Below are 3,687 nucleotides of genomic sequence, written 5' to 3'. Positions count from 1 at the left end.
TTTCTCTTTTTCTAACAATTTTAAGTCATTACATGTCATTAATTTAATATGGATATTGGGATAAATGACTTCGAGCTTTTCTAATCGAGGAATCAGCCAATTGGCCATAAAACTATGAGAAGCGCCTATTACAACTTCTACTTCTGATGTTTTATTTGTTAACTCAAAGACGCATTGTTCTAAACGATTAAAAAGCTGCGTACAAACTAGCGATAATTCTTCGGCATCCGCCGTCAGAGAGATGGTCGAGGAATGTCGAATGAACAATTTTTTATCGAACCATTCTTCTAGCTGTTTTATTTGATGGCTAATCGCACTATGGGTGACACATAATTCTTCCGCAGCTAAGCTGAAACTTTTATTTCTGGCGACGGCCTCGAATGCTTTTAAAGCATTAAGGGGAGGGAGTGTTCTGCGCTTCATGTTGTAAAATTTTCTAACATCATCAGCTCAAAATATATCAATTATCAAAAAAATGAAAATATTTTAAGATCAAACAAANTCAATTATCAAAAAAATGAAAATATTTTAAGATCAAACAAATTTTGATAGTAAAAGAGATATGAGATGACAACCCCTTATACAGGTAATGGTCCTGATGAATTGGGATTTTTTGGTAAATTTGGCGGATGTTACATGCCAGAGAGCTTAATGCCTGCACTTCAAGAATTAGAGCAAGCCTTTAATACTGTTCGGCATAAACCTGAATTTTGGGCTGAATATCAACAGATTTTAACGGACTTTGTTGGTCGCCCTAGTCCGCTTTTCTATGCAAAAAACCTAACAGCTTATGCAGGAGGTGCTCGAATATATCTCAAGCGAGAAGATTTGAACCATACGGGTGCGCATAAGATCAATAATTGTGTTGGGCAAATCTTATTGGCCAAATTTATGGGTAAAACCAGAATCATCGCAGAAACTGGTGCTGGACAACATGGGGTTGCAACAGCAACGGTTTGCGCACTGTTTAAGATGAAATGTACCATTTTTATGGGAGAAACAGATATTCAGCGCCAACAAATGAATGTTGAACGCATGAAATTACTCGGTGCTGAAGTCAGAAGTGTTCAAAAAGGTCGTGGGACTTTAAAAGATGCCATGAATGAAGCCTTACGTGACTGGATTCGTCATGTGGATACAACCTATTACCTGTTGGGTACGGGTGCAGGCCCTCATCCATATCCGACGATGGTCAGAGAATTTCAAAAAATTATTGGTCTAGAAGCCAGAAACCAAATACTCCTCAAAGAAAATAAACTGCCCGATGCCTTGGTTGCTTGTGTTGGTGGTGGATCAAATGCATTAGGGTTGATGCATCCTTTTCTAGAAGACCCAAATGTCAAAATGTTTGGCGTTGAGGCGGGGGGGAAAGGAACACATACTGGTGAACATGCCGCCTCTATTTGCAAAGGTCAAGTTGGTGTGCTGCATGGCAATTTAACCTATTTATTACAAGATTTAGATGGGCAGATTTTAGAAGGGCACTCTATATCAGCTGGCTTAGATTATCCTGGTATTGGCCCTGAACATGGCCTTCTGTTTGAAACTGGACGCGTGACATACACGGCTATAACCGACCAAGAAGCCGTAAATGCATTTCAGCTTTTAAGCCAACAGGAGGGCATTATTCCTGCTCTTGAGAGTTCCCATGCGATTGCATATGCGATTCAACTTGCTCAAGAAATGCAGCCAGAACAGATCATTATTGTCAATTTAAGTGGCAAAGGCGACAAAGACTTAAACACGGTCAAAAAATATCTTGCAGGAGTTACAGCATGAACCGTCTAGATCAAAAATTAGAGCAATTGAAACTGGAAAATCGAAGTGGTCTGGTCTGTTATTTTACTGCTGGAGATCCTAATTTTGCAGAAAGTTGTCGTCTGTTGAGCCAATTAGGTCAAGCTGGAGCTGACATTATTGAAGTTGGCATTCCATTTTCAGATCCAGTGGCAGATGGAGAGATCATTCAGGCAGCGCATCTTAGGGCTTTAGGTGCAGGTCAAACGGTAAAACAGACCATTGAGTTGGTAAAAGCAATCAGGCTACATGATGAAAAAACACCAATAATTTTTATGACTTATTTAAATCCGATGATGCAATATGGTTTCGAGACACTTATCGCCGAAACAGAGAATCTTATAGATGGAATATTGATTTTAGATGCTCCATATGGATATCTAGAAAAATTTGAAGTGCAGTTAAATGAAAAAAATATGCATTTAATTGCAATGACCGCGCCGACCACCCCAGTTGAAAGGTTAGAGCAAATTTCAGCGCGCGCGACAGGTTTTTTATATCATGTTGCAGAAAATGGCTTAACAGGAGGAGACTTCAATTTGTCTAATCTTGAGAAAAAGATTGCTGAAATCAAGCCTATTTTTAATATTCCAGTTGCAATTGGCTTTGGGATCAAAAATGAAAGTCATGTTAAAGCCTTAGCCAATAAGGTAGATTTGATTATTATCGGCTCAGCGCTTGTCGATACTTTTTTTAATAAGGGAGTGAACGCAACTTTAGAAAAAGTCACAGCTTTTTCGCAAATACTTAGAGAAAATAAATAATATCCTGTTTTTTAATCAGTATATTTAAAGTTAATTTATCAAGAACTATATGTGATAAAACCCTCTCCCGTAAGGGAGGTGGAACTTTGTCTGTGAATTTTTACCGAAAGTGATCGCTTTTTAGAAATCACTATTATCATACAGATGTGACATACGTTTTTGCTTTGTCTCTAGATAAGCTTTGTTAAAAATATTTAAGCCAACTTTTAATGGAACCCGCTCAACAACATCAATTCCTAAATCAGTTAAAGATTTAATTTTAAGTGGATTATTTGTAATGAGTTTTACATTCTTTATTTTTAAATAATCTAACATAATGGCGCACATGTCATATTTACGAGCGTCTGCTGGTAAATTTAATAATAAATTGGCGTCAAGAGTATCATGTCCTTGGTCTTGGAGCGCATAGGCTCGAATTTTATTGGTTAATCCTATACCACGGCCTTCTTGGCGCAGGTATAAGATCACACCTTGACCTGCATCATTGATCATTTTCATGGTTGAATGTAATTGAGGACCACAGTCACATTTCAGTGAAGCAAAAGCATCACCTGTTAAGCATTCTGAATGAATTCTGACGAGTACAGGTTGATCAGAAATAGTATCCATGCCTTTGGCAAGAGCGATATGTTCTTCACCAGTACTTTGGTCTTGAAACGCTATAATTTCAAAATCGCCAAACGCAGTAGGTAACTTTGATTTGGAAATAAATTCTATAGCCACTGAAGGATCCACCTATATCTTGATAATAGATAAAATACGCTGAATTAAACTTTCAATTAGATAATATTCATTTAATAGTGAATTTTATGTGAAACAATTTTGTCGAATGAACCAATTTTTTCAGTAGAGCATGAACAATACAATTTTCAGATATATAAGCCTAAACAGGGAAAAATTGTATACTGATTAATCGATATTAATGCATGTGCCTATTCATTTTTGGTATTTTAAGAATGATTTTTATTAAAATACTTAATAAATTTAGTTGCTTATGGTGTTTTTGAATCAAATTATCACAGATGACATGATAGATTCAATATATACAAAAGCTGTTGATGATATGAACTTTTGTGGTCAAACAGAGGTGGTTCCACTTGTTTGAACAACTAAAAGCGTATTTATA

At 36.7% G+C, this 3,687-nt stretch carries 4 protein-coding genes; 2 read left to right on the top strand and 2 right to left on the bottom strand.

Features of this window, described 5'->3' with window-relative positions; translation table 11 throughout:
- The coding region (locus tag OKC24_RS19205; RefSeq protein WP_265466238.1) for a LysR family transcriptional regulator at positions 1-423 on the bottom strand (423 nt) is incomplete at its 3' end.
- A gap of 144 nt (positions 424-567) precedes the next feature.
- Between OKC24_RS19205 and trpB the strand changes: the two genes are divergently transcribed.
- Positions 568-1,779: a tryptophan synthase subunit beta gene (gene trpB / locus OKC24_RS19200; RefSeq protein WP_130144976.1), complete on the top strand. Its 1,212-nt coding sequence runs from the start codon at positions 568-570 to the stop codon at positions 1,777-1,779.
- Positions 1,776-2,561 carry a tryptophan synthase subunit alpha gene (trpA, locus tag OKC24_RS19195; RefSeq protein WP_130144975.1) on the top strand — a complete coding sequence of 262 codons (786 nt, stop codon included), beginning with the start codon at positions 1,776-1,778 and terminating at the stop codon, positions 2,559-2,561. The genes trpB and trpA overlap by 4 nt, the downstream gene beginning before the upstream one ends.
- A 120-nt stretch (positions 2,562-2,681) precedes the next feature.
- Here the strand turns inward: trpA and ribA are convergent, their stop codons facing one another.
- Positions 2,682-3,284, bottom strand: a complete 603-nt coding sequence (gene ribA, locus OKC24_RS19190; RefSeq protein WP_067670084.1) for a GTP cyclohydrolase II — start codon at positions 3,282-3,284, stop codon at positions 2,682-2,684.
- Between the last annotated feature and the right edge of the window lie 403 nt (positions 3,285-3,687).

Source organism: Acinetobacter entericus (genome assembly GCF_026168575.1).
Classification (GTDB): Bacteria; Pseudomonadota; Gammaproteobacteria; order Pseudomonadales; family Moraxellaceae; genus Acinetobacter; species Acinetobacter bouvetii.
This window is presented reverse-complemented; position numbering and strand designations above follow the sequence as displayed.